General features: G+C 63.7%; 20 protein-coding genes. 15 read left to right on the plus strand and 5 right to left on the minus strand.

The window, feature by feature from the left end; genetic code table 11:
* Nucleotides 1-138 precede the first annotated feature (138 nt).
* The 8 genes from V1293_RS02660 to V1293_RS02695 all read left to right on the plus strand — a co-directional run bounded on the left by V1293_RS02660 (nt 139) and on the right by V1293_RS02695 (nt 10,792).
* Complete coding sequence (locus V1293_RS02660) at nt 139-2,643, plus strand: DEAD/DEAH box helicase (RefSeq protein WP_334506450.1); 2,505 nt, start codon at nt 139-141, stop codon at nt 2,641-2,643.
* Between the two features lie 37 nt (nt 2,644-2,680).
* On the plus strand, nt 2,681-3,085 hold the full coding sequence (locus tag V1293_RS02665; protein WP_334506451.1) for a hypothetical protein: 405 nt from the start codon (nt 2,681-2,683) through the stop codon (nt 3,083-3,085).
* Nucleotides 3,086-3,937: 852 nt separating this feature from the next.
* On the plus strand, nt 3,938-5,356 hold the full coding sequence (locus V1293_RS02670) for an amidase (protein ID WP_334506453.1): 1,419 nt from the start codon (nt 3,938-3,940) through the stop codon (nt 5,354-5,356).
* 55 nt (nt 5,357-5,411) lie between these two features.
* Nucleotides 5,412-5,933, plus strand: coding sequence for a DUF1993 domain-containing protein (locus tag V1293_RS02675; RefSeq protein ID WP_334506455.1), 522 nt, complete (start codon nt 5,412-5,414; stop codon nt 5,931-5,933).
* A gap of 36 nt (nt 5,934-5,969) precedes the next feature.
* Nucleotides 5,970-7,105 (plus strand): IS3 family transposase gene (locus V1293_RS02680; RefSeq protein ID WP_334506457.1). Its coding sequence is split into 2 segments (ribosomal slippage): nt 5,970-6,228 and nt 6,228-7,105, totalling 1,137 coding nucleotides; the frame shifts between segments, so codons are not numbered across the junction.
* Between the two features lie 970 nt (nt 7,106-8,075).
* Nucleotides 8,076-9,290: an MFS transporter gene (locus tag V1293_RS02685; RefSeq protein WP_334506460.1), complete on the plus strand. Its 1,215-nt coding sequence runs from the start codon at nt 8,076-8,078 to the stop codon at nt 9,288-9,290.
* Nucleotides 9,291-9,473: 183 nt separating this feature from the next.
* On the plus strand, nt 9,474-10,001 hold the full coding sequence (locus V1293_RS02690) for a MarR family winged helix-turn-helix transcriptional regulator (RefSeq protein WP_334506462.1): 528 nt from the start codon (nt 9,474-9,476) through the stop codon (nt 9,999-10,001).
* A 95-nt stretch (nt 10,002-10,096) separates the two neighbouring features.
* Entirely contained in the window at nt 10,097-10,792 is a 696-nt protein-coding gene (locus V1293_RS02695) for a GNAT family N-acetyltransferase (RefSeq protein ID WP_334506464.1), read from the plus strand.
* A 21-nt stretch (nt 10,793-10,813) separates the two neighbouring features.
* Here the strand turns inward: V1293_RS02695 and V1293_RS02700 are convergent, their stop codons facing one another.
* A complete protein-coding gene (locus tag V1293_RS02700) occupies nt 10,814-11,269 on the minus strand; it encodes an SRPBCC family protein (RefSeq protein ID WP_334506466.1) in 456 nt (151 codons plus the stop codon).
* Nucleotides 11,270-11,390: 121 nt separating this feature from the next.
* On the opposite strand from V1293_RS02700, the gene V1293_RS02705 reads away from it, so the two are divergent.
* From V1293_RS02705 to V1293_RS02720, 4 genes are all read left to right on the plus strand, one after another.
* Entirely contained in the window at nt 11,391-12,476 is a 1,086-nt protein-coding gene (locus V1293_RS02705) for an adenylate/guanylate cyclase domain-containing protein (protein WP_334506469.1), read from the plus strand.
* Nucleotides 12,477-12,561: 85 nt separating this feature from the next.
* Nucleotides 12,562-12,939: an ArsR/SmtB family transcription factor gene (locus V1293_RS02710; RefSeq protein ID WP_334506471.1), complete on the plus strand. Its 378-nt coding sequence runs from the start codon at nt 12,562-12,564 to the stop codon at nt 12,937-12,939.
* A 3-nt stretch (nt 12,940-12,942) separates the two neighbouring features.
* A complete protein-coding gene (locus V1293_RS02715; RefSeq protein WP_334506473.1) occupies nt 12,943-13,476 on the plus strand; it encodes an SRPBCC family protein in 534 nt (177 codons plus the stop codon).
* Nucleotides 13,477-13,515: 39 nt separating this feature from the next.
* Nucleotides 13,516-14,265: a DUF899 domain-containing protein gene (locus V1293_RS02720; protein WP_334506475.1), complete on the plus strand. Its 750-nt coding sequence runs from the start codon at nt 13,516-13,518 to the stop codon at nt 14,263-14,265.
* A gap of 76 nt (nt 14,266-14,341) precedes the next feature.
* Here the strand turns inward: V1293_RS02720 and V1293_RS36090 are convergent, their stop codons facing one another.
* The 4 genes from V1293_RS36090 to V1293_RS02740 all read right to left on the minus strand — a co-directional run bounded on the left by V1293_RS36090 (nt 14,342) and on the right by V1293_RS02740 (nt 17,605).
* A complete protein-coding gene (locus V1293_RS36090) occupies nt 14,342-14,545 on the minus strand; it encodes a hypothetical protein (RefSeq protein WP_442894201.1) in 204 nt (67 codons plus the stop codon).
* A 61-nt stretch (nt 14,546-14,606) separates the two neighbouring features.
* On the minus strand, nt 14,607-16,106 hold the full coding sequence (locus V1293_RS02730; RefSeq protein ID WP_334506479.1) for a tripartite tricarboxylate transporter permease: 1,500 nt from the start codon (nt 16,104-16,106) through the stop codon (nt 14,607-14,609).
* A 1-nt stretch (nt 16,107) separates the two neighbouring features.
* Complete coding sequence (locus V1293_RS02735) at nt 16,108-16,566, minus strand: tripartite tricarboxylate transporter TctB family protein (protein ID WP_334506481.1); 459 nt, start codon at nt 16,564-16,566, stop codon at nt 16,108-16,110.
* Between the two features lie 55 nt (nt 16,567-16,621).
* A complete protein-coding gene (locus V1293_RS02740) occupies nt 16,622-17,605 on the minus strand; it encodes a Bug family tripartite tricarboxylate transporter substrate binding protein (RefSeq protein ID WP_334506483.1) in 984 nt (327 codons plus the stop codon).
* Between the two features lie 208 nt (nt 17,606-17,813).
* Here V1293_RS02740 and V1293_RS02745 point away from each other — a divergent pair, with 208 nt between their 5' ends.
* From V1293_RS02745 to V1293_RS02755, 3 genes are all read left to right on the plus strand, one after another.
* Entirely contained in the window at nt 17,814-18,707 is an 894-nt protein-coding gene (locus tag V1293_RS02745; RefSeq protein ID WP_334506485.1) for a LysR substrate-binding domain-containing protein, read from the plus strand.
* A 95-nt stretch (nt 18,708-18,802) separates the two neighbouring features.
* On the plus strand, nt 18,803-19,753 hold the full coding sequence (gene kdgD, locus V1293_RS02750) for a 5-dehydro-4-deoxyglucarate dehydratase (RefSeq protein ID WP_334506487.1): 951 nt from the start codon (nt 18,803-18,805) through the stop codon (nt 19,751-19,753).
* A 45-nt stretch (nt 19,754-19,798) separates the two neighbouring features.
* Nucleotides 19,799-19,930, plus strand: a complete 132-nt coding sequence (locus tag V1293_RS02755) for a hypothetical protein (protein WP_334506489.1) — start codon at nt 19,799-19,801, stop codon at nt 19,928-19,930.
* Nucleotides 19,931-20,053: the final 123 nt, after the last annotated feature.

The following is a 20,053-nucleotide window of genomic DNA, read 5'->3' on the forward strand; positions in this document are numbered from 1 at the left end:
ACCGACGGCATCAGCCGCCGGGGACGATCGAGCGGGAATGACGTAATCCGGGTTCCGTGGCTTCGTGGCCCGCATGGCAGCAAGGCGTACGGGCACGGACGCTCGATTGATGAAACTTTCTGTACGGAATGTACCTTGATGAAATCCCCGCGCCGAAAACCAAATCTCGTTGCCAAGCCGACCAAGGAACCCAAGCTTTCCCGCACCCATGCTCCGGCCGATCTGTCGCCGGTGGACTGGCAACGCGGCCTGCGCCGTCAGTTCGGCCGCGAGCAGGCCTTCGGGCTCGAGAACCTGACCGACGAACCGTTTTTCTCGGAATTTCGAGTCAGTAATCCCGCGTCGAAGTCCAGCTATCGGGTCGCGATTCGCGGCTTGGGGCCGGGCGGCAATTTCTGTTCTTGCCCCGATTATGCCACCAGCGAGTTGGGCACCTGCAAGCATCTCGAATTCACGCTTGCGAAGCTGGAGAAAAAGCGCGGCGCAAGGGCGGCGTTCACGCGCGGCTACCAGCCTGCTTTTTCTGAACTGTATTTGCGTAATGAAGGCAAACGCCGCGTGCATTTTCGCGCCGGAACGGATTGCCCGCCGGAGGTAAGCGAGGCCGCAGCGGGTCTGTTCGATGCCGAGCACGACGGAACGCTGCCGGAGGGGCGTTTCGGCGAGTTGGAACGCTTCATGACAATGGCGTCGAAGTGCGGTCATGAGTTGCGCGCTTATGACGACGCGCTCGATTTCGTCGCAGGAAGACGGGATGCGGATCGGCGGGCCTCGAAGCTGGAGCAGCTGTTCCCGCGCGGCGCAGCCGATCCAAAGCTGCGGGCGCTTCTGAAGGTCCCGCTCTATCCCTATCAGGCCGAGGGCGCGCTGTTCGCCGTGCGAGCAGGCCGGGCACTGATCGGCGATGATATGGGGCTAGGCAAGACGATACAGGCCATTGCCGCGACGGAAATACTGGCACGGCATTTTGGCGTCTCGAAAGTTCTGGTGATCTGCCCGACCTCGCTCAAATATCAGTGGCAAAGCGAGATTGCGCGCTTCTCGGGACGGAAGAGCAAAAATGCGGCGCGCGTCATCAGCGGCGCCCGGGCGCAGCGGCTGAAGGACTACGCCCTGGACGACTTCTGCAAGATCACCAACTACGAGAAGCTCAAGCCCGATCTCGATCTGATCGCCGATTGGGCGCCGGAGCTGGTCATCGTCGATGAAGCGCAACGGGTGAAAAACTGGAACACCATCGCAGCACGCGCCTTGAAACGCATCGATAGCTCTTACGCAATCGTACTGACCGGGACGCCCCTGGAAAACAAGCTGGAAGAACTGATCTCCATCGTCCAGTTTGTCGATCAGCATCGGCTGGGGCCGACCTGGAAGCTGCTGCATGAGCATCAGGTCAAGGACGAAGCCGGCCGCGTCACCGGCTATACCGGACTGGAAAAGATCGGCCAGACGCTGGCGCCGGTCATGATCCGCCGCCGCAAATCCGAGGTGCTGCGGCAACTGCCCGCCCGGACCGACCAGAACCTGCTGGTGCCGATGACCGAAATGCAAATGGAGTACCATCAAGGAAACGCCGACGAGGTGGCGAAAATCGTCCGGCGCTGGCGCAAGACCAGGTTTCTGTCTGACATGGATCAGCGGCGGCTGATGATTGCCCTGCAGAACATGCGGATGTCGTGCAACAGCACCTATCTGCTGAACCAGGAAACCGACCATGGCGTCAAGGCCGACGAACTGGCGGCGCTGCTCGACGAATTGTTCGCCGATCCCGAGGCCAAGGCGGTGGTGTTTTCGCAGTGGACGCGGACCCATGACATCGTCATCCGCCGTCTCGAAGCGCATGGACACGGCTATGTCAGCTTCCATGGTGGCGTGCCGTCGGACAAGCGGCCGGCACTGATCGAGCGGTTTCGCGACGACCCCGCTTGCCGCGTGTTCCTGTCCACCGATGCCGGCAGTACGGGGCTCAATCTGCAGCACGCTTCGACCCTGGTGAACATGGACTTGCCGTGGAATCCGGCAATCCTCGAACAGCGCATCGCACGCATCCATCGCATGGGTCAGACGCGGCCGGTGCAGGTCATCAATTTCGTGGCCAAGGGCACCATCGAGGAGGGCATGCTTTCGGTGCTTGCGTTCAAGCGCTCGTTGTCGGCGGGAATTCTCGACGGCGGCAGCGGCGAGATTTCGCTCGGCGGTTCGCGTCTCAACCGCTTCATGAAGGACGTGGAAAACGTCACCGGAAGCATGGGCGAGGGCGAAGCGGTGACGCCGGCCGAGGAAGCGGGGAGCATCATCGCTGCTGCTGATGAGGATGCAGGCCCGGCGAAAGACATAAAGGCTGACGGGAACATTCGCGCTGGCGAGACGGCGCGGACTGACGGGGCTGGGGCGCCGCCTCGAGATACGGCTCCCGATCCGTGGCAAGCCCTGCTGCAGGTCGGCGCGCAGTTCGTTGCCGCACTGGCGGCTGCCAACGATCCCACGGCTGATCCCAGGGCGGCGGCGCATCCCTGGATCGAGCGCGATCCGGCAACCGGCGCGCAAAGCCTCAAGATGCCGCTGCCGCCACCGGAAACCGCGCGACAACTTGCCAATGCACTTTCTGCACTCGCGGACGGCCTGCGCGGCAAGATTGCGTGACGATGCGTTGTTTCGGGAACGCTTTAGGCGGAGATCCATGATGTTCCATGATCCTAAATGGTCTCCATCTGAAAAGAAGATCGCACGTAGGGCCCTCGACACAGCGCTGGAATCGGCGCTCGCCAAGGTAATGGCCGACTTCAAGCGAAAGGCTGACGCCGCAACGACGCCTTCAGAGATGTGGGAGATCGAAGACTATCTGCGTCAGCAACGGCGAGAGATCGATGAGACATTCGATTATCGGTACTCGCAACTTCCTCTTGTCTTTGCCCGTCTCATTCGAGAGGGGCATCTGGATGAAAGTCTCCTTTCCGGTCTGTCGGAAGAGAAGTACGAGATCATTCGCTCGTTCCTTGCTTTCGCTGCGAAAGGGTGGCGTCGGGCGGCCGTGCTCCAGGTCTGGCTCTGCGCCATGGGCGCGCAGGCAGCGGCGCGACCGTGAAGCGCAGCGCCGACAAGCTGAAGGGGCGTTAGGATTACGGGTCCAGCGCACAAAAATTGTAACGGTGGCTCAAGGGCGGCGCGCCACAAACTGGCATGACAGGCAAATCAATTCTGATTTTCCGAAATCGTGTCAAGCCCGGGAATCAAAAATATTCTGCTTTCGTTCTCACCCAAATCAGCCGCATAACTCCGCTTGTCTCACGGCGGATGAGGGGCGCTCGCGATCGTCACGAACGCGCTGTGAGATGCGATGGACGCTGACGGCGCGATAGACGTTGCGCGCCGGAAGCGTACGGCGAAGTCGTGTGGTTCGGGCGCCGCGGTGCTGGCGTTAAGTTGCGCAGAAATATCTGCGCGACGACGGAGGCAAAAGAGCCGTTCTCCGGGAAGAGCACGAAGTAAACCGTAAAGCCATTGCGCAGGGAAGGCCGGAATGCTCCCGCTGCCCTGTATGCTCGTGTGCAGTTTTGTTTGCGCAAATCGCACGCGAGACCGCGGGTGCAGCAAGCACCCGGTCTTCCCTGCGCCCTCTGATTACTGAGAGGGCAACGAAGATGCAAACCTCGGGCGCATCGCGCCGCGAGAAAGCGATGCTGTATCCACCCGTCATTGCGAGCGAAGCGAAGCAATCCATGCTGCGGCATAAAGAAAGAATGGATTGCTTCGCTTCGCTCGCAATGACGTGGAGAGAGCGGAGGCAACCAGGCAGCTACGCCGCGGGCTGCGCAACGTTCGGTCCCGATCATGGTTGCAGATCTGCCATTCTGGTCGAGGGGCTGCGGCCCACTGTCTGCCGTGGCATGCTCGACACAATGTTCGAAGGCTTCACCACATTTTCGGATCGGGCGGCATGTCTGACGAGTTGAACTGGCTTTCCGCCCGCGAGATGGCGCGGCGCTTTGCCAAGGGCGATCTGTCGCCGGTCGATGTGCTGGAAGCTACGCTAGCGCGACTGCAGGCGGTCAATCCGGTTCTCAATGCCATCTGCCTCTTGGATGAACCGCTAGCGCAGCGCCTGGCCGCAGAGTCGGCGGAACGCTGGCGCAGCAGTACACCGCTCGGACCGCTCGACGGCGTGCCTGTCGCCATCAAGGACACGGCCCATGTCGCCGGCTGGCCGATGCGCTTCGGCTCGCACGCGACGCTAGCTGTGCCCAGCACGGAGGATACGCCCGGTGTCGCCCGCCTGCGTGAGGCCGGCGCGGTGTTCTTTTGCAAGACATCGACTCCCGAATTCGGATGGAAGGGCATCACGCACGGCCCGCTGACCGGCATTACACGCAATCCCTGGGATGTTTCCCGCACGCCCGGCGGCTCCAGCGGCGGTTCGGCCGCCTTGGTGGCGGCAGGCGTCGTGCCCCTGGCCACCGGCGGCGATGGCGGCGGCTCCATCCGGATTCCGGCGGCGTTCAGCGGCGTGTTCGGATTGAAGCCGAGCTACGGCGTGGTGCCGAATTTCTTGGGCCCAATGGGCACGCTCGCGGTCTATGGCGGCCTGTCGCGCGATGTCGCTGACAGCGCCTTGATGTTGAACGTGCTGACGCGGCCGGACGCACGTGATTCCTTCGCCATTCCCTATCGCGGCATCGATTATCTCGACGGCCTCGACGGCGGGGTGGCGGGCATGTGCATCGCATGGTCGCCCGATCTCGGCTTCCCGGTTGCCGACCCCGCCGTCGTGGCCGGCATGCAGCCGGCTATCGACGCGCTGGTGAAGGCGGGCGCCGACGTGCAGAGCGTTGCTCTCGATCTTTCCGGTGCGCAGCCCGCGCTGGAGGTGATCTGGGGCGCATCGCATGCCGCGGTGGTGCGTGATTTCGACGGCGCGCAATTGGCGGCGCTCGATCCGGGCCTGCTGCGGCTGGTCATATCAGCCCAAAATATTTCCGCGAGCGAATTGCAGGCCGCCTATGCCGAGATGCGCACGCTGAGCCAGAAGATGCAGTTGTTTCATCAGGATTATGATCTGCTGCTGACGCCGACCGTTCCCATCACCGCCTTCGCCGCCGGCGTCGACACGCCCGACACCACGCGCTTCCCGCAATGGTTCGATTGGACGCCGTTGACATGGCCGTTCAACCTCACCCGCCAGCCTGCGGCCTCGGTGCCTTGCGGATTTGTCGAGGGGCTGCCGATCGGGTTGCAAATCGTGGGGCCGATGTTCAGCGAGCAGAACATTTTTCGGGCGAGCCGCTGCGTCGAGCAGGCCTGCGCCACCGGTGCGCGGCCGGGCCTTGGAGCAGGCGGCCATGCCCGCGACATGACGTGACAAGCAAGTCGCCGGGGACGATTGAGTGGAATGACGAAAGTGGTGAGGTTTTGCGATGTCTGATGCAGTGCTGAAGCGAACGACCGAAATCTTTACGACGCGATTGCAGGTGCTTGCCGGCCTGCTTGACGCCGCCGAGACGCAATGGCGGGAGAAGGCGGGCGATCCCGAGACATTTCTGGCTGCCCGGCTGGCCGATGATATGTTTCCGTTCCCGCATCAGATTGCCTTCGCCTGCAACCAGCCCAATCGGTTCGCTGCCTGGTGCATCGATGCGGCGGCGCCCGAGACCGACCCGGCGACGCTGGATTTTGCCGGCTTGAAACGGCATGTGTGGGATACGGTCGCCTATCTCGCGGAACGGACTGCAACCGCCGATGACCGCGTGCTCGATCGCGAAAAGCGGATCGATTTGTCCGGCGGCAGGTTCATTTCATTGACCGGCCCTCTCTATGTCGACGAGTGGCTGCTGCCGAACTTCTACTTCCATCTCGTCACCGGCTACGACATTCTCAGGCATGAGGGCAGAGCCGGCTCCGGAAATCTGCACAGTGCGATAAGTGGAGTTTCTGCCTGACGGCGGGCAAGATTGTCCCGCGAATCAGGAGAGACGATGACGAGACGAGCGCGCCGGAACCACACACCGGCTTTCAAGGCGAAAGTGGCGCTGGCCGCGGTGAAGGGCGATCGAACACTGGCTCAATTGGCGGAGCAGTTCGACGTGCATCCCAATCAGATCACGTCGTGGAAAGCCCAGCTTGAGGGCGGGGCCGCCGATGTGTTCGGTCCAGGGGGCGGCAACGCCATGGCGCTACCGGCCGTCGATGTGAAGTCGCTGCATGCCAAGATCGGGGAGCTGACGCTGGAGAACGATTTTTTAGAAGGAGCGCTCACCAAGGCGGGATTGCTGAGCGCAAAACGATGATCGACCGTGAGCACGATCTTTCGATCACCAGGCAGGCGGAAGTTTTGAAGATCAGCCGTGGCAGTGTCTATTACCTGCCGCGTCCGGTGTCGCCCGACGACCTCGCGATCATGCTGCGGCTCGACCGGCTGCATCTGGAGTTTCCTTTCGCCGGTTCGCGGATGTTGAGAGGCCTGCTGGCTGCCGAGGGGTGCAAGATCGGCCGCCGGCATGTCAAGACGCTCATGCGGAAGATGGGGATAGAGGCGCTCTATCGCCGTCCGCGCACCACCAAGCCCGAACCTGGTCACAAGATCTATCCGTATCTGCTGCGGGGCATGGAGATCACGCGCCCGAACCAGGTCTGGGCAATGGACATAACGTATATCCCGATGGCGCGTGGCTTCGTGTATCTCACCGTCGTGCTGGACTGGGCGACCCGCCGGGTTCTGTCGTGGCGGCTGTCGATCACGATGGAGGCGGCATTCTGCGTCGAGACGCTGCATGACGCCATGGCTCGCCACGGCAAGCCGGAGATCTTCAACACGGATCAGGGCTCGCAGTTCACCGGCTCGGCCTTCACCGGCGCGCTCGCCAGCAACGGTATCGCCATCAGCATGGACGGCAAAGGAGCATGGCGGGACAACGTGTTCGTCGAGCGGCTGTGGCGCAGCGTCAAATACGAGGAGGTTTACTTGCGGGCCTACGATAGCGTGTCCGACGCCCGCGCCTCGATCGGCCGATACCTCGACTTCTACAATGGCCGGCGTCCACATTCGAGCCTTGACGGCAGTACACCGGATCAAGCCTACTTCAACTCGCTGCCGCTCCGCACGGCAGCCTAACCCCGGCAGAGGCTCCACTTATCGACGCGGAGATTCTGTTCAGACAATCGGGACCAGCTCAGGCGTGCAGATCGGCAAGGCCAACTATATGGCGCACCTTGCCGGGCGCGTGCGCTCCGCCAAGGCGGGCTGAGCTGTTGGCATCGCCGCCATGCTCCGAAAACCACTACCGAAACTGCGGACAACGATGCACGTAATCCCAGGGAATATCATACACGCACGTGTAACGGAGATCATCTGATTGCTTTAGCGGCGGAGCCACTACCACCGGTTCGTCGACCGCATCCGGCGGTAGACCGTAGAAAACACCCCCGCCTGCAGGGAAGAAAGCGCCTGGTCCCCGGTGATGGTGATGATTCATCGATCGGGGGAATGACGGGAAAGCCGGACGCGACGGAGCAACCCCTGCACCGCGCGCAGCTCCCGGATCGGCAAATGTCTCGCTCGCGGCAAGGACAAGCGCGACTACACTGAGAGACGCGATAAACGTCGTTCTATAGGTCATGGCACTCACCCATTCATAGGTTACCGAGCAGCATTCCCAAGACGCTAAGCCGCGGTTTTTGTGCCCGCAAAGGCATAATTAATTATTAGTTAAGACGTAATCTTAATGCAGGGGCGCATTCATCTCAACTGCGCGACATTTTCTCGAAACCGCTTGATCAGCCGCTCGCGCTTGAGGCGGGACAGCCGCCTGATCCAGAACAGGCGTGCGGCCGGTGAAAACGGAGGGCGCATCTCTGGATGGGCGAGACCCTGTCGTGGCAGTGCGGCTATTGTCGCTGAACGGTGCCCAACCTATCCGATGGTGGCAGCATTTGGCGCGTTGGTCGGTCTGTCGTTGCCAGGCCGGCTAACCGTGGTTGCTTCGCGCCCCGCAAGAAAAATAATCAGTCTCGCCCATCAGCCTGTCGGTTCCATCTCCTGCCGTTCGTCTTCCACGCCGAGAGAGCTACAGTGGAGATCAGGAATGGAAAATTCTCGCTATCGCTGGGTCATTGTCGCGGCCGGGGGCTTGCTCGGCTGCGTCGCAATTGGCGGCATGTTTTCGTTGCCCGTGTTCCTGCAGCCGATTGCGCGGGATACTGGCTGGTCGGTGACCGGCATATCCAGCGCCATGACCATCGGCTTTCTCGCAATGGCCTTCTCCAGCATGATCTGGGGCACCTTGTCCGATCGGCTGGGGCCGTTGCCGGTGGTGCTGACGGGCTCGGTCGTGCTGGCGGTGAGCCTGGGACTGGCCAGCCTTGCGACATCGCTCGTCGTCTTTCAGTTCGTCTTCGGGCTGCTGGTTGGCGCCTCAACGGCAGCGATCTTTGCGCCGATGATGGCCTGCGTCACCGGCTGGTTCGATACCCATCGCAGCCTTGCGGTGTCGCTGGTTTCGGCCGGCATGGGCATGGCGCCGATGACCATGTCACCGCTGGCCGCCTGGCTGGTCTCGAACCACGACTGGCGGACCTCGATGCAGATCGTGGCGCTCGTCGTGGCCGCGATCATGATTCCGGTCTCGCTGCTGGTGCGCCGCGCGCCCGCGCTCGAGGGCGGGGCGTCCACGCCGTCGAATGCCCCGGCAGAACCGGAGATGACGCTCGCGCAGGCGCTGCGCTCGCCGCAATTCATTATCCTGCTGCTGACAAACTTTTTCTGCTGCGCCACGCATTCGGGCCCGATCATCCACACCGTAAGCTACGCCATCAGTTGCGGCATCCCGATGATCGCAGCCGTCACCATCTACAGCGTGGAAGGCCTCGCCGGGATGGGCGGCCGCATCGCCTTCGGCCTGCTCGGCGATCGCTTCGGCGCCAAGCGCATACTCGTGTTCGGCTTGCTGGCGCAGGCGTTCGGTGCGCTCGGTTATGTCTTCGTGCGCGAGCTCGCCGCGTTCTATACCGTCGCGGCACTGTTCGGCTTCATCTATGCCGGCACCATGCCGCTCTATGCTGTTTTGGTGCGCGAAAACTTTCCGCTGCGGATGATGGGCACCGTGATCGGCGGCACCGCCATGGCCGGCAGCCTCGGCATGGCAACGGGCCCGCTCGCCGGCGGTCTGATCTACGACACGTTTGCGAGCTATGCCTGGCTCTATATCGGCTCCTGGCTCATGGGGCTCGGCGCGTTCCTGATCATCCTGACGTTCAGGCCGATGCCGGTGGCGCGCGCTGCTGCGCCGGTGCCGGCGTAAGGACCCCGCACAATGCCTCTCTGCCATTTCGGGGCGCGACAAAGTCGCGAGCCATGATGTGCAATCGCACATCTGAGAATCCATCGGGCCGCACCCTTGATGTCAAGGCTTCCGATTTAATCGGATACGATATATATGGATGCGAGACTTCACGTGTTCGTGTCGCCTGAAAGGATGCGCCCAATGAGACCGAATGAAGGTCCCAAATCCGGTTCAAGCACCGGTGCGAGGGACAAAGACAGTTCAAGGGGCAATCAGAAACCGAAACTATCCGCAGGCGAGCGGCGACTTGGCGATTTCCTGTGTTTTGCGATCTACTCGGCCAACCTCGCCTTCGGCCGGGCCTACCGGAAGGGCCTTGAGGATCTCGGCCTGACCTATCCGCAATGGATCGCGATCGTGGCCTTGTGGGAGCAGGACGGCCAGACCGTGAGCGAGCTTGGCGAAAAGATGTTCCTGGAATCCAACACGCTGACGCCGGTCCTGAAAAAGCTTGAGACCATGGGTTATCTGCGCCGCCAGCGCGATCCCGCGGACGAGCGCCAGGTGCGCATCAGCCTTACCGAGGCCGGCCGGCTTCTGCGCGAGAAAGGCATGCACATCAACCTCGTGGCCTCGACCGGACTCAAGCCGGACGAGTTCGCGCGGCTGCAGGAAACCGTCGTCACGCTGCGCGACAATCTGATCAAGGCGACGGCGGAGGAGGCATGACGATCGAAGCGACGGCGCAGCTTGTTTCCAAGATGGCGGGCATTGGCGACTGCCGCTAGCGTTGTCGTGCACTGAGTGAGAATGAAAGCAGTCTGATGTCCGTCCGCGACGCAAGCCATCCGCTCGATTATCCGATCTGGACCGCGCTGACGACCACGCAGCGGGCGTTGGCCGAAGGCGATGCCCGCGCGCGGCGTTATCCGACAGAGATCACACCCTTCGCCGCAACGGCGGACATGTCGCCCGAAAGCTTTGCAGCGCTGGGCGCGCTGATGTCGCCGCAGGACATCGCCGTGCTGTTCACGCCGGATGCCGTGCAGCCGCCTGCCGGATTCAAGGTCGTGCTGGCGGACACCGGTGAGCAGTTGATTGGAACGCCGGTTGAGACGCCGGCCAACGGCGTCGATATCGTCACCCTCGGCGTCGACGACGTTCCCGACATGATCGAGCTGACCACGCTTACCAAGCCCGGCCCGTTCAGCGCGCGGACCCATGAACTCGGCACTTTTCTCGGCGTCCGCGTCGACGGGCAGCTTGCCGCGATGGCCGGCGAGCGGATGAAGCCCGCTCAATACACCGAGATCACCGCCGTCTGCGTGCATCCGTCCTACCGCGGCCGCGGCTACGGGCAGCTGCTGCTATCCGCCGTCTCCCGCCAGATCGTGTCGCGCGGAGAAACTCCCTTCCTGCACGTCTTCACCAACAATCACTCGGCCATCGCGCTCTACCGGCGGCAGGGGATGGAAATCCGCCGCCGCCTCCACGTGACGGTGTTGAAGAAAGAGGATTGATCGTCTTGACCGATACCATCCTCACGCGTTGCGGGTGCCGTTCGGTCCTCGATCCGGGCCGGGATCCTCGTCGGAGGCCACCTTGGTCAGCCTGTCGATATAATGGATCCAGCCCTTGGCGTGGCTCGCCTGGTGAGCGGCGCTCGGAAGCCCGCTGTGGGTCATGCGCAACAGCGTGCCACCATCCTGTTCGATCAGATCAATCTCGATCAGGCCCGATCCCGGCGGCACCTCGTCATTGCCTTCCCAGCCAAAACTGTAGGCGAGGCGATGCACCGGCACGACCTCGCGGAACGTGCCGCGCGCCGTCGCGCTGCCAACGCCCTTCAGGAGGTAAAGCCCGCCCGGATGCATCTCCGTCACGGCCTCACTGCCCATCCATTGCACGATCTTTTCGGGGTCCGTCAGGAAGGCGAACACGCTGGCGCGCGGCGCGGCGATCTGGGTCTCGCGCTGGACCACAAACGATTCAGGCATCAAAAACCTCACTGCTCATTGGCATGGCGGGGGCTGCAACCCGCACGAGAACATATGCCGGCGCGGGAATTTACCAAGTGCCGATAATGACAATCAATGGTCCCTGCCACATGATCGGCCCATGCAACTGAGTTCGACGCTGACATGGCTGGTCGATGCAGCCGCCGCTTCGCCGGGCGCCGACCGGTTCCTCGCCGAACTCGGCACGCGTTTGGTCGCGGACGACATGCCGCTCGCCGGCGGGGCGCTGACGCTCGCCGTGCCGCACCCGATCATTGCCCGCCGCACCTGGCTGTGGCGGGCGGGGAACGGCGAGGTGATCGAGGCGGTGGGATTTGCGCCCGTGGGATTTGGCGGCGCGGGGAGTTCGTCCGGCGATGCGGGCCGGAGCTGGTTGGCCAGGCTCGCAGGCGGTGCGGTGCATGAAGACACCGTTGGCGCGGGTGAGGGCGGGCCGGTGCTCGGCTGGATCGGACCGCGCCGGTTCACGGAAGCGGAAGCTGATCGATTGCGCGAAGCCGCCCGCTTTGCCGCAGCGCCGCTCGCCGCACTCTCGGCGCGCGCGACGCTGTCGGCTGCGCTCGAGGCCTATCTCGGCCGCCGCAGCGCCGCGCGCGTGCTGGCGGGCCCGCTGCGGCGCGAAGTCGGCGAGACCATTCGGGCGGTGTTGCTCTATGCCGATCTGCGCAGCTTCACCGCGCTGTCCGAATCCGAACCGCCCGCTGCCGTCATCGCCGCACTCGGCGGCTGGTTCGACTGTATCGGCGGCGCCGTCCACGCCTTTGGCGGCGAGGTGTTGAAATTCATCGGCGACGGCGTGCTCGCGATCTTCCCGGTCGGCGACAAGCCGCGCGAAGCCTGTGACGCGGCGCTGCGTGCGGTTGCTTCCGCGAAAGCCGGCATGGCGCATCTCGATACGACGCGGCGAGAGCAGGGGCTGCCGCCGCTGTCGTTCGGCGTGGCGTTGCACCTTGGCGAAATTCTGTGGGGCAATGTCGGCGCGGCCGACCGGCTGGATTTCACTGCGATCGGGCCTGCGGTGAACCTGGTCAGCCGGCTCGAAGGGCTCTGCCGGCCGCTCGGCCGAACGGTCCTGATCTCGGGCGCGGTCGCCGCTGAGACAAGCGCGACGCTGATCCCGCTGGGAACGCATGTGCTGCGCGGCATTGCATCTCCCTGCGCCGTCTACACGGCGCCGGACGGCTAGGCGCAGTTCTGGAACCGCCGGATCCATCACGAAAACGTTAAACCGATTGGTTGACTATCGGCGCCGCGCGACTATACTAAACCACATGGTTGAGTATTCGACCCATCTCGATGCTGTTTTTCATGCGCTGGCGGACCCGACGCGCCGCGCGATGCTTGGTCATCTGGCCGAGCGGGAGCTCACGATCGGGGAATTGGCGACGCCGTTCCACATGAGCTTCGCGGGCGCGTCGAAACACGTCCGCGTGCTGGAGAACGCCGGTCTCGTCACGCGCACGATCCGCGGCCGCACCCATCTATGCCGCCTCGAGGCGGCGCGGCTTGCGGAAGCCAATGCGTGGCTCCGGCGTTACGAGCGTTTTTGGAGCGCGAAACTCGACTCGCTGGAAGCCCTGCTGCGTGCAGAGGACGAGGCGAAAGCAAAGCAGGTGAAAAAGCAGGTGCAAAAGCAGGTGAAGGAGTAGACAATGAATGCAACGACAAAGCCCGATGCCTATGGCGAGTTGATCGAGCCGACCACGCTCAAGATCCAAAGGCTTTTGCCCGGCCCGATCGAACGCATCTGGTCCTATCTCACCGACAGCGAGCTGCGCCGCAAATGGCTGGCAGCGGGCGCGATGGAAATGAAGGTTGGCGCACCCTTCGAATTCGTCTGGCGCAACGACGAGCTCAACGATCCCCCGAGCAAGCGGCCGGCAGATTTTCCCGAAGAGCACCGGATGCAGAGCCGGATCACCGAACTCGTTCCGCTCCGCAAGCTGTCCATCGCCTGGAACAACAGCGGCGACGTTACGTTCGAACTAGAGCCGAAAGGCACGGGCGTGCTGCTCACCGTGATCCATCGGCGTCTGCCCGATCGCGCGACCATGCTCAAGGTCAGCGCCGGCTGGCATATGCATCTCGATGTCCTGGTGGCCCGCGCCAGCGACAAGGAACCGGCGCCATTCTGGGATGGCTGGGCCCGCCTGCAGCAGGAATACGACCGCCGGCTGCCGGCCTGACGTGCACGCAACAACACCGCAACAAACAGGAGATTAGCCATGCAGACCAACGTCGTGTCAGCGCAGGAGTGGGAAGCCGCGCGCCAGAAGTTGCTCGTGAAGGAGAAGGAATTGACCCACGCCCGCGACGCCATGGCCGCCGAGCGCCGGCGGATGCCGTGGCTGGCAGTGGAGAAGGCGTACAAGTTCGAGGGACCAAAGGGCGCGGCGAGCTTGCGCGATCTGTTCGAAGGCCGTCATCAGTTGATCGTCTACCGCGCCTTCTACGAGCCCGGGGTATTTGGCTGGCCCGAGCATGCCTGCCGCGGCTGCTCGATGGTGGCCGACCAGGTCGCCCACATCGCCCATCTCAACGCCCGCGACACCACGCTCGTGTTTGCCTCGCGCGCGCCGCAGGCGGATATCGCGCACCTGAAGGCGCGCATGGGGTGGGAGATGATCCCCTGGTACACCGTCACGGACAGCTTCGATGCCGACTTCGGCGTCGGCGAGTGGCACGGCACCAATGTGTTCTTCCGCGACGGCGACAGGATTTACCGAACCTACTTCATCAACAACCGCGGCGACGAGCAGATGGGGGGTACCTGGAATTATCTCGACATCACGCCGCTCGGCCGCCAGGAGGTGTGGGAGGATTCTCCCGAAGGCTATCCGCAAACCCAAGCCTACAAGTGGTGGAACTGGCACGACAGCTACGTCGAAGGCGCAGCGCCCGACAAGAGGTGGGTCGAGGTGTCGGACGCCGGCGAGGCCGCGTTCCGGGAGCAGTCCGCGAGTGCAAAGCGATGAGCCATGCTTGCTCCGGCGGATCCGGCGGCGGCGCGCGCCGCCGGAACGCCGCCGCGCACAGGGTGGCCAATGGGCTCTATCTCGCGGCCGCGCCGACCTTTGCGATGATGGCGCTGCTGACGGGGACCCTTGGCGGCGGCCCGTCGGACGCGTTGTGTTCGATCGCGAGCGCGTCACCGCTCGGTGGAATGGTCCCGATGTATTTGCTGATGAGCGTCTTCCATTCGGCGCCCTGGCTGAAGCTGATCGCTAGCCGCCGAGCGGCGGTTCGCAGTGCCATCCGACTTCTTCCAGCACAACGCTAAGGCCACCGCAGCATTCAGCCCGCGATAACGCCGCGCTCACTCGGCCAGCGCTTCCTGGCGGCTGCGCCGGATCGCCGGGAATACCATCAGCAGAAACAGCACCGCGACGAGGGCGAGCAGCGTGGCGCTGATCGGGCGGCGCAGGAAGACCGAGAAATCGCCGTCCGCCAGCAGCATCGCGCGACGGAAGTTTTCTTCCAGTTGCGGCCCGAGCACGAGGCCGAGCAGCAGCGGTGCCGGTTCGACACCCACCTTGATGAAGAAGTATCCGATCAGGGCACAGCCGAGCATCAGCCAGACATTGAACAAATTGTTGGCGAGGCCGAAGGTGCCGATGCAGCAGAACAGCACGATCGCCGGAAACAGCAGTCGGTAGGGAATTTTCAGCATCGAAACCCACACGCCGATCAGCGGCAGGTTGATGATGATCAGCATCAGGTTTCCGACCCACATGCTGGCGATGACGCCCCAGACCAGTTGCGGTTGCTCGCGCATGATCTGCGGGCCGGGCTGGATGCCCTGCATCATCAGCGCGCCGATCATCAGCGCCATCAGGGCATTGGCAGGGATGCCGAGCGTCAGCAGCGGGATGAAGCTCGTCTGCGCGCCCGCATTGTTGGCGGCCTCCGGTCCAGCGACGCCTTCGATCGCGCCCTTGCCGAAACGGGAGGGATCGCGGGCGAGCTTCTTCTCCAGCGCATAGGAGGAGAAGGGTGGCAGTGCGGCGCCGCCGCCCGGCAACACACCGAGGACGGAGCCCAACACGGTGCCGCGGACCATCGCCGGGAAGGCGGCGCGAAGATCGGCGCGGCTCGGGATCAGGCTGCGGATCGACTGGCTGACGACGCGCATCATCGCCGGACGTTCGAGATTGGCGATGATCTCGCCAAGGCCGAACATGCCCATCGCGACCGGCACGAAGTCGAGCCCGTCGGAGATCTCGGCGATCCCGAAGGTCATCCGCGGCGCGCCCGAATTGACATCGATGCCGACGAGGCCGAGCAGGATGCCCAGCAGCACCATCGCAAGCGACTTGGCGACGGAGCCGTGCGCCAGCACGACGGCCGCAATCAATCCGAGCACGAGCAGGCTGAAATATTCGACCGCGGTGAATTTCAGCGCCAGCGCGGCCAGCGGCAGGCTGAGTACGGCTATCACCACCGTAGCTACAGTGCCGGCAAAGAACGAGGCGATCGCGGCGATTGCCAGCGCAGTCCCGGCCTTGCCCTGTTTGGCCATCTCGTGGCCGTCGAGGCAGGTGACGACCGAGGAGGTTTCGCCGGGCACGTTGACGAGGATGGCAGTGGTCGAGCCGCCATATTGTGCGCCGTAGAAGATGCCGGCCAGCATGATCATGGCTGATGGAGGCGACAGGCCGAAGGTGAAGGGCAGCAGCAGCGCGATCGCCGGGATCGGTCCGATGCCGGGCAGCACGCCGATCGCGGTGCCGATGACGACGCCGATCAGGCAGAACAGCAAATTGTTGAGCTGCAAGGCGGTCGTCAGCCCGATCAGCAGATTGTCGAAAAGCTCCATATCAGAACCATGCTCCAGGCCAGATCGGCACCGGCAAGGCCAGCGCCTTGACGAAGAGCAGCACCGCCGCCGCCGAGAGTCCCAGTGCGAAGAGTAAGGTTTCGATCGGCCGCGCTTCCCGCGTCGCGAGGCTTGCGATCAGGATCGCGGCGAACGACGACAGCGCAAGGCCGAAGCGCGTGGCAGTGAGCGCGAACACGGCAACCGACGCCGTGATCGCGAGCAGGGGCTGCAGGCGGACCGGTGCGATGCCGACAAACGGGCGGCGGAGGCCGCGGATGCTGAACCAGAGTCCGAAGGCCAGCAGCATGATGGCGATGGCGCGCGGCATATAGCCCGGCCCCATGTCGGCGGCGGTGCCGCCCGACAAAGTGCGCGTCGCCGCCAGCGCGATGCCGGCGACCGCGATCAGGAACAGCCCGAAGAGCAGATCCTGCCAGTCCGTTCGGCGGGCGTTCATCGCAAGCCTCGCATTCCAAGCCGAGGTCCAGGCCCCAGTGCGGGTTCAGGTCCCGTCATTCGCCCTTGATGCCGGCTTCGCGGATGACTTCGCCCCAGCGTTTTGTGGCGTCCTTCAACCAGGTCGCCATCGCATCCGGGGTGCCGGCGCGGACTTCGCCACCCTGTTCGGCGATCTTGGCCTTGATCTCCGCTGACTCCAAAATCTTGCCGATCTCGGTATTGAGCCGCGCAATGACCGCCGGTGGCGTGCCGCTGGCCACGAGGATGCCCTGCCAGGTTCCGGCGTCGCCACCGGGCAGCTTGGCCTCCTTGAAGGTCGGCAGATCGGGAGCAGAGGGAACGCGGTGCTCGCCGGTCACCGCGAGACCGACCAGTTGTTTGTTGGTCACGAAGGGAAGGGTGGCCGACGCGCCATTGATGAGGGCGCCGCTCTCGCCGGCGACCACGGCGCGGGTCGCCGCCGCGCCGCCCTTGTAGGGCACATGCTTGAATTGGATGCCGAGCTCCTTCTGCATCACCACGGCGGTGATGTGATTGGCGCCGCCGACGCCGGAATTCGCGACGGCGAGTTTGCCGGGATTGGCTTTGGCATAGGCAATCAGTTCCGCCACCGTCTTAACCGGGATCGATTCATGCACGGCCAGCACATAGGGGCCGAACATCACCATCGTTACGGGGGCGAGGTCCTTCTCGAGATTGTAGGTCAGGTTCGAAAACAGGCTGGGCGCCGTCGCCACCGAACCGACATCCGTCAGCAGCAAAGTCGTGCCGTCAGGCGTCGCCTTGGCGACGGCGTCGGCGCCGAGATTGCCGGCCGCGCCGGGCTTGTTCTCGACCACCACCGACTGGCCGATCGCCGCCGACAATTTCGGGCTGATCAGCCGCGCCAGGATGTCTGAAGTCCCGCCGGGTGCATAGGGCACGATGATGCGCACCGGCCGGTCGAAGTTTTGGGCGTAAGCGGCGCCGGGCAGTTGGCTGAACAGGATGGCTGCGGCGGCGGCAAGGGCGGCGCGGCGCCCGAAACGTGGGAGCATTATTTTTTCCTCCAGTCGGAATTTGCACAAGCGCTCTGCGGCGTCGCGCATCGCGGTCTTTGGCCGCGCTGTTGGCACGATAAGCGATCATCGATCCAATAGCGAACCAGAATGAGGATGGTCCGATACCAATTTTGGATCAAATCGTGGGATGCGGTAGGCTAGCGAGACGGAAACGATCAGTGCGGTTGCGAAAAAAGGAAGCGATATGTTCGAATTGAGCCAGGTGCGCTGCTTCGTGGCCGTGGCGGAGGAGCTGCATTTCGGCCGCGCCGCTGCCCGATTGAACATGACGCAGCCGCCGCTCAGCCGGCAGATCCAGATTCTCGAACGGATACTGGGTGCAAAACTGCTTCAGCGCGGCAATCGCCTGGTCAAGCTGACGCCGGCCGGCCAAAGCTTTCTGACCGAGGCGCGGCTGATCTTGAAGCTCACGGAGAGCGCGGCCCTGCTGGCAAGGCGCGTCGCCGAGGGCAAGGCCGGCTCGGTCAATATCGGCTTCACCGCCGCATCTTCCTACAGTTATGTGCCGGAATTGGTGGCGGCCTGTGGCCAGCAGCTGCCGGATGTCGAATTGATCCTCAAGGAGATGGTCAGCGGCGACCAGCTCAAGCGGCTTGGCGCCGGCGAGATCGATATCGGCCTGTTGCGGCCGCCGATCCCGCGCACCGGTCTGCAATTCTTCCGGGTGAAGGCCGAACCGATGATCGCGGCCGTGCCGGCCGGGCACAGGCTGGCCCGGACCGCGACGATCGGCCTCTCGGACCTCGCGGCCGAACCCTTCATCATGTATGCGCCCTATGAGGCCCGTTACTTCCACGACCTGCTGGTGGAGCTGTTTTCACGCGCCGCGCTGGCGCCGGTCTATATCCAGCACCTCGCGCAGATACATTCGATCCTGGCCATCGTGCATGCCGGCGTCGGCGTCGCACTGGTGCCGGAAGCGGCCGAGAATCTGCGGTTCAGCGGAGTCGCGCTGCGGCCGCTGGCCGATCCGCAGCAACGCGCGGCCGAACTCTACTTCGTCTGGCGGGACGACAACGACAATCCGCTGTTGCCGGTGATCGCGGCGATCGCCCGCAACCTCGTGGGCGGCCCCTGAGCCATCCAATCAATGGATCATTCGATCCAGCAATTGGTCTCCCGCGGCATCGAGCCTGGTCTAGTTCTGTGGCTTCCACAGCGAGGACCGGCACGATGAGCAGAATGACCCCGAAGGAGATGGCGCTGACGATCGGCAACGGGCTGCTGTCGTTTCCCGTCACGCCGTTCGACGCATCCGGCAAATTCGACGCTGCGCGCTATCGCTCCAATCTCGACTGGCTGTGCAGCTATGAGGTGGCCGGTCTGTTCGCGGCCGGCGGCACCGGCGAATTCTTCTCGCTGACGCCGGCCGAAGTCGTCGACGTCGTGACCACAGCCGTGCAGCAGACCGCCGGCCGCGTGCCGGTGCTGGCCGGTGTCGGCTACGGCACGGCGATGGCGACCGAACTCGCCGGCGCCGTCGAGCGCGCCGGTGCCGACGGCATTCTGCTGCTGCCGCCCTATCTGGTGTTCTCCGAGCAGGCGGGACTGGCGGCGCATGTCGAGGCGGTCTGCAAGGCGACCAGCCTTGGCGTCATCGTCTACAACCGCGACAACGCCATCCTCACCGAGGACACGATCGCAAAACTTTGCGAACGCTGCCCGAACCTTGTCGGCTTCAAGGATGGCATCGGCGACATCGAACAGATGACGCGCATCCGTCTGTGCATGGGCGACCGGCTGACCTATGTCGGCGGATTGCCCACCGCCGAAACCTTCGCGTTGCCCTATCTCGAAATGGGCGTGACGACCTATTCCTCCGCCGTTTTCAACTTCGTGCCGGAGTTCTCGACCAGATTCTACGCGGCGGTGCGGCGGCGCGACCGCGGAACCGTGCAGGCGGGCCTGCGCGACTTCATCATGCCGCTGCTCGCGATCCGCAACCGCAAGCGCGGTTATGCGGTGTCGATGATCAAGGCCGGGATGAAGGTGATCGGCCGCGATTCCGGCCCGGTGCGGTCGCCGCTGACCGACCTGACATCAGGGGAAGTCGAGGAACTGTCTGTTCTGGTCAGCCGGCTGAAAGCAAGCGAGTTTGCCAGCCGGTCGTTCGCAGCCGCCTGACGGCAAATATTGTGTCTGAAGAAATTGGCCCGGGCACGCGTTGGCATGCCCGGGGCCCACGCGATCACGGCGTCCGACGATCACCCGATCGCCTTTGCGGTCGATCTCGCTGACAGCCTTGCCGAGATACGTCCCGCCGTGCGGCTGCGAGCCCACGACCTTGTCGCGCAGCGCTAAGCCGCGGCGATTCTCCGGGCCTGAACCGGCTTTTCTCGATGCCTTACCAGCGGGCGCCTCGGGCGAAATCGCGCCGCGAGATCTATGCGCATGTCTGCCGCGCGCCTCTGCGCAATGGCTTGA

The organism is Bradyrhizobium sp. AZCC 1693, assembly GCF_036924745.1.
GTDB lineage: Bacteria > Pseudomonadota > Alphaproteobacteria > Rhizobiales > Xanthobacteraceae > Bradyrhizobium.